Origin of the sequence: Mycobacterium sp. (genome assembly GCF_052145595.1) — a bacterium.
GTDB lineage: Bacteria > Actinomycetota > Actinomycetes > Mycobacteriales > Mycobacteriaceae > Mycobacterium.
Genome location: NZ_JBKQOI010000067.1, coordinates 1 through 6,420, shown reverse-complemented (window position 1 = coordinate 6,420; position 6,420 = coordinate 1). Strand labels below are relative to the sequence as shown.

At 64.5% G+C, this 6,420-nt stretch carries 4 protein-coding genes; all 4 read right to left on the bottom strand.

From position 1 onward, the window contains the following. Positions 1–2,027, bottom strand: a 2,027-nt coding sequence (locus tag ACLP4W_RS04660) for an MMPL family transporter (RefSeq protein ID WP_442384585.1), incomplete at its 3' end; no start/stop codon positions are given. 2 nt (positions 2,028–2,029) lie between these two features. Further along, a complete protein-coding gene (gene ispG, locus ACLP4W_RS04655; protein WP_442384581.1) occupies positions 2,030–3,214 on the bottom strand; it encodes a flavodoxin-dependent (E)-4-hydroxy-3-methylbut-2-enyl-diphosphate synthase in 1,185 nt (394 codons plus the stop codon). A gap of 10 nt (positions 3,215–3,224) precedes the next feature. Next, positions 3,225–4,178: a 4-hydroxy-3-methylbut-2-enyl diphosphate reductase gene (locus tag ACLP4W_RS04650; RefSeq protein WP_442384583.1), complete on the bottom strand. Its 954-nt coding sequence runs from the start codon at positions 4,176–4,178 to the stop codon at positions 3,225–3,227. 38 nt (positions 4,179–4,216) lie between these two features. After that, positions 4,217–6,274 (bottom strand): 1-deoxy-D-xylulose-5-phosphate synthase, encoded by a 2,058-nt coding sequence (gene dxs / locus ACLP4W_RS04645; RefSeq protein WP_442384579.1) that lies wholly within the window; start codon positions 6,272–6,274, stop codon positions 4,217–4,219. Positions 6,275–6,420 lie beyond the last annotated feature (146 nt).

Here is a 6,420-nt window from a genome sequence, read left to right as displayed (position 1 = left end):
ATCAACGCGGCGAACGAAATGGACATCACCAGCGCGGCGGCTGTCACCACCCGCCCGGTGCGGGCCAGGCCCAGCGCGACGCTTTCATCGTTATCGGCACTAGGGCGTCCGGACATCAACCAGTACTCGCGGATGCGCGAAACCAGAAACACCTCGTAGTCCATCGACAGTCCAAATGCGATGCAGAACAACAGCACCGGGATAGTGGCGACCAGCGTCCCGGTAGCGGTGGTGCCGAACGCGCCCAGATGACCGTCCTGGAAGATCCACACCAGAGCACCGAAGGTAGCGGAAAGCGATAAGACGTTGAGCAGCAACGCCTTCAACGGCAACACCACGCTGCCGGTCAGCAAGAACAGCAGCACGAACGTGATCGCGGCGATCACCGCCAGCACGGCGGGCAGCCGTGAGGTGATCGCGTCGCAACTATCGCGGCTGATCTGCGCTATTCCGGTCATCTGTACGTGTTGGCCGCCGGGACCGATGACGGCGTGCAACCGGTCCAACTGGATCTTTGAAGCCTCTGAGAACAGTGGCGCGGTGCTGCCAACCGTGAAAAACGCGCTGCCGTCCTTGATCGCTGCCGCCGACGGCGGCCCGACCAGCGAGCCGGCTACAAACGTGCCGCCCGGTGCAGACACCGATGACACGTCCGGAACCTGCGACAGCCGCACGGCATAGCGGCCGAGTTCGTCGGGTGTGACCCTGGTCAAGTCCGGAATCACGACGGTCACGTTGGTCGCCGAGTTGACGGCAAAACCGCTGCGCACCTGGTCACCGACCTGGCGCGCCGACGCGGAGTCGGGCAGTACGCGGTCGTCCGGAAAGCCCCATTTGATACCGAGGAAGGGTGCGCCAAGTATCAACAGCAGCGCGATGATCGCAAGGCCGATCGCAATGGCGTGGCGCATCACGAACTTGGTCGAGCGGTAAAAGAACATCTGCTCGACCGGGCGTCGTGCCGGCTCCGGCCCTCTGAGCAGCCGGCGGCCCAGTCGGCGCGCGTCCAATGAGTCCAGCCGGCCCCCGAGCAACACGATGGCCGCCGGCGTCACCATGACCGCGGCAACGGCCGCGAACGCCACCACGGCAATGCCGGCGTAGGCGAAAGATTTCAGAAAGTACATCGGGAACAACACCATCGCCACCATCGACAGCGCGACCGTCATCGCCGAGAACAGCACCGTCCGCCCGGCCGTGGCCATCGTGCGAACCAGCGCCTGGTTCCGATCCGCGCCCTCGGCGAGTTCATCACGGAACCGGCTGACGATCAGCAGCGTGTAGTCGATGGCCAACGCCAAACTCAGTGCGACAGTGAGGTTCAGCGCGTAGATCGACACGTCGGTTGCGTATGTGATCGCGCGCAGCACCGCCATCGAACTCAGGATCGCGAACCCGCCCACCGCCAGTGGCAGCGCCGCCGCCAGGACGCCACCGAACACCCAGACCAGCACCACGAAGCTCAACGGCATGGCGATGGATTCCATGAGCAGCAGGTCTTTTTCGCTTTGGCTGTTGACCTGCACGATGGTCATCGCGTCGCCACTAGCCCGGACGGTGACCCCGTTGCGGTCGTACACCAGCTGATCGGCCAGCTGCTTGGCGTGCTTCTGCGCGCCGTTCTCGCCGCCGGTGACGCCGGCGACGATCAGCCCGGTCTTGCCGTCCTTGCTGAGCAGTGTGGCCGCGGCCGGCGGCGACGCGGTCCACGCCGAGTTGACATCGGCGACATGGGGCGACGCCTGGAGTTGGCGGACGAGGTCGGCGCCGACGGCGCGCGCGGCTGGACTTTGGGCGCCGGCCTCGGAGGTCACAGCGATGACCATGTGCATGTCGCCCTGGCCGAACTTCTCGGACAGCAGCCGAGCCGCCCGCCAGGACTCGCTGGTCGGATCCTGTAAGCCGCCGGCGGACAAGCTCTTAGATACCGGGATGCCAAAGATGCCAGCGCCCACCATGACCAGCAATGCGACCGCGATGATCCGCCGCGGCGCCGCGATGGCAAGTCGAGCGATTCCTTCTAACACGTTCATTTTTCCGTGCCATCCCCTCTCAAGCGGTCTTGGCTAAGTTCTGACCCCGCTCGGCCGCCGGAGGAGCTGTCCGCGATCCGCAGGGCCTCCTCGATCAGCGTTTCGACAATCTTGGCCTCTGGCACCGTCTTGATTACCTCGCCCTTGACGAAGATCTGGCCTTTGCCATTACCGGAAGCCACCCCGAGATCGGCTTCACGTGCCTCGCCCGGTCCGTTGACGACGCATCCCATGACCGCGACTCGAAGCGGAGTGTCGAGTCCTTCCAGGCCGGCGGTAACCTCGTTTGCCAAGCGGTATACATCGACTTGGGCGCGGCCGCACGAGGGGCACGAGACGATCTCGAGTTTGCGTGGCCGCATGTCCAACGACTGCAGGATTTGGGTGCCGACCTTCACTTCCTCGATAGGCGGCGCCGACAGCGAAACGCGGATTGTGTCGCCGATGCCCTCGCTGAGGAGTGCGGCGAACGCGACCGCTGACTTGATTGTGCCCTGGAATGCCGGTCCGGCCTCGGTGACGCCTAGGTGCAAGGGGTAGTCGCATTGCGCGGCAAGGTTGCGATAGGCGTTCACCATCACCACAGGGTCACTGTGCTTCACCGATATCTTGATGTCACCGAACCCGTGGTTCTCAAACAGGCTGGCCTCCCACAGCGCGGATTCGACCAGGGCTTCGGCGGTGGGTTTGGCGTATTTGTGCAGCAGTCGCTTGTCCAAGGAGCCGGCATTCACTCCAATGCGGATTGGGATACCCGCCGCTGCAGCGGCTTTCGCGACTTCCTTGACTCGACCGTCGAACTCCTTGATGTTTCCGGGGTTGACGCGCACCGCAGAACATCCGGCGTCGATGGCGGCGAAGATGTACTTGGGTTGGAAATGGATGTCCGCGATGACAGGGATCGGCGACTTCTTGGCGATAGTGGCCAGCGCGTCCGCGTCCTCTTGCCGCGGACAGGCGACCCGCACGATGTCGCACCCCGACGCCGTCAGCTCGGCGATCTGCTGCAATGTGGCGTTGACGTCATGCGTTCTTGTTGTGGTCATCGATTGCACCGACACGGGGTGGTCGCTGCCGACTCGCACCTTGCCCAGCTTGAGTTGCCTTGTCTTGCGCCGTGGCGCCAGCCCGGCGGATCGACCGGGCAACCCGGGTATTCCCAGCGACGTTACTGAGGTCATCGTTATCCTCTCACTTGCGTAGTTCTCGCGGTGGTGCGAAGACCACGGTTTCTTCAGCGGTATGCACCGGCTGTACGTCGGTGAATCCGTTGTGCGCTAATAGCGTCAGCACATCCCGCACCAAGATCTCCGGAACCGATGCGCCAGAGGTGACTCCGACTGTCGACACATCGTCGAGCCAGCACAGATCGATTTCACCGGCATGATCGACGCGATACGCTTCCGGTACGCCGGCCTGAAGCGCGACTTCGACCAGGCGGACGGAGTTGGACGAGTTTTGCGACCCGACCACAATGACCAGATCGCATTGCGGCGCTAGCGTTTTCACGGCCGCTTGGCGGTTCTGCGTGGCGTAACAGATGTCGTCGCTGGGCGGATCTTGCAGCGATGGAAATCTGTGCCGCAGCCGTTCGACCGTGGCCATGGTCTCATCGACGCTCAACGTGGTCTGCGACAACCACACCAGCTTGGACTCGTCACGCACCACAACGTCGTCGACTGAGTCGGTTCCGTCCACCACCTGTACATGGTTTGGGGCCTCCCCCCAGGTCCCTTCGACCTCCTCGTGCCCCTCGTGGCCGACCAGCAGGATCTCGTAGTTGCGACGCGCGAAACGATTCACTTCGTTGTGGACCTTGGTGACCAGCGGACAGGTGGCATCGATCACCTGCAGGCCCCGTTCTTTCGCCGCCACCCGCACCGCCGGTGACACGCCGTGAGCGGAGAACATCATCACCGCACCGGGCGGCACCTCGTCGGTGTCATTAACGAAGACCACCCCGCGTTCGCGGAGGGTTGCGACAACGTGCTGATTGTGCACGATTTCGTTGCGTACATAGACGGGCGCCCCGTGTCGCTCGAGCGCACGCTCGACCGCCTCCACCGCGCGATCCACGCCGGCGCAGTAGCCACGCGGCTGCGCGAGCAGTACTCGCTTCACCGGAGGCCCCGCGTGCGTCGGCATCGCGCCCCGTCCCGCTGCAGATGCTTTGCTGTGCATTGTCATTCGCCTCGGCCGACATCGGCATCAGCGGGCCGCTCGACCCACGAGCTGATGCTGGTGACCAGGTCGTCGGCGGTTAGTCCGAGGTGGGCGTGGATCTCGCTGCGCGAGGCGTGATCGAGGAATCGCTGAGGCACACCGATACTGCGCACCGGTGTGTCGACTCGCGCCTCGCGCATCCGGGCCGCCAGGGCCGAGCCGACCCCGCCGTGTAGCCCCGACTCCTCCAGCGTGACGACCAGCTCCACATCGCCGGCCAGCTTCACCACTTGCTCGGGCACCGGCAGCACCCATCGGGGATCCACCACCGCGACGGCCACACCACGCTCCCTCAGCTTGGCCGCCGCCGTCAGCGCGATCGCGGTCAGCGGCCCGACCGCAACCAGCAGAACATCCGGATCTTGCGGGCGACAAAGGACATCCACGCCCTCGATTCGTTCCACGGCTTCTATATCGGCATCAACCGATCCTTTCGGAAAGCGGATCGCGGTCGGGCCGTCGTCGACCCCGAGCGCTTCGCCGAGCTGCTCGCGGAGCGAGGCAGCATCGCGTGGGGCGGCGACTCGCATGCCAGGCACGATGCCCAGAAGCGACAGGTCCCACACGCCGTTGTGGCTGGCCCCATCGGGCCCGGTAATGCCCGCCCGGTCCAGAACGAATGTCACCGGCAATTTCAGCAGTGCGACATCCATAAGTACTTGGTCGAAGGCGCGGTTGAGGAAGGTGGAGTAAACCGCGACCACCGGATGCATGCCGCCGAGCGCCAACCCCGCAGCAGATGTCACGGCGTGTTGCTCGGCGATGCCCACGTCGAACATCCGGTTCGGAAACTCCGCGCCGAACGCCGCCAACCCGGTCGGACCCGGCATCGCGGCGGTGATCGCCACGACGTCGTCACGTCGCCTGCCCCATTCGAGCAGCTCGCCGGCAAAGACGTCCGTCCACTGCACGGCTTCAGTGGGTGACTTGGGTTTGCCGGTTCGAGCATCGATTGGGCCGCAGGCATGCATGCGGTCAGCCGGATCCTCCTCCGCCGGCCGGTATCCCATTCCCTTGCGGGTAACCGTGTGGACGACGACCGGGCCACCGGCACCCTTTGCCGTCCGCAGCGCCTTCTCCAGCGTGAAAATATCGTGTCCGTCGATCGGGCCCAGATACTTGATGCCCAAATCCGCGAACAACATCCGCGGACTCAACCCATCCTTCAATCCCTGCTGCACGGCGTGCAGTTTCGAATAGGTGGATCGTCCCCGCGGCGGCACCTCGGTCAGCTCCCGTTTCACCGAGGCCAAGACCCGCCGGTAACCAGCCCGCATCCGCAGGCTGGCCAGACGATCGGCAAGCCCACCGATCGTCGGCGCATAAGACCTGCCGTTGTCATTGACGACCACGATCACACGACGGCTCTTGCCGGCAGCGATGTTGTTGATTGCCTCCCAGCACATTCCACCGGTAAGCGCGCCGTCACCAACGATCGCGACGACGCGGCGATCTCGGCGGCCGGCCAGTTCAAACGCCTTGGCCAACCCATCCGCGTAGGAAAGCGCCGCAGACGCATGCGACGACTCGACCCAATCGTGCTCGCTTTCTGCCCGGGATGGGTACCCCGACAGGCCGCCGGAGGCGCGCAAATGGTCGAAGTCGTCTTGGCGGCCCGTCAAGAACTTGTGCGGGTAGGCCTGATGCCCAGTGTCGAAGATCAACGCATCACGCGGTGAATCGAATACTCGATGCAGCGCGATGGTCAACTCGACCACACCGAGGTTCGGGCCAAGGTGCCCTCCTGTTACCGACACCTTCTCAATGAGGAATGCCCTGATCGCCGCTGCGAGCTTCGTCAACTCGTCGCGCGACAACCCGTGCAGGTCGCGCGGGCTCCGGATCCGGGCGAGGACGTCGGCGGAAACCGAAGCTCCACCCGAATCGTCACGCTCCAGATCAAGCTCCGGGGTGAAGCGGTCGGATGCCGTTGACGCCACGCCGACCTGGGGGCGCATCAGGTCGGTCAGCACCCGATGCTGCTCACCGGGGCGCGCGTCGCTGGAAGCGCTTGTCATGAGATCTCTCCTCCCCCGTTGGTCGGTTCTGCGGTCGATTGCGACGAATTTAGTTGCGCGTCGCCGGGATTGGCCACCGCGTGTGCACCACAGTCGTCGGTGGTGCAGCCACCCCCGTTCCGTTGCGAGCCAGGCGATATCGGCCC

What these genes read in the sequence shown, in the direction of transcription:
- ispG (WP_442384581.1), bottom strand. Translation starts at nt 3,214, where the DNA reads ATGACCTCAGTAACGTCGCTGGGAATACCCGGGTTGCCCGGTCGATCC.
- ACLP4W_RS04650 (WP_442384583.1), bottom strand. Translation starts at nt 4,178, where the DNA reads ATGCCGACGCACGCGGGGCCTCCGGTGAAGCGAGTACTGCTCGCGCAG.
- dxs (WP_442384579.1), bottom strand. Translation starts at nt 6,274, where the DNA reads ATGACAAGCGCTTCCAGCGACGCGCGCCCCGGTGAGCAGCATCGGGTG.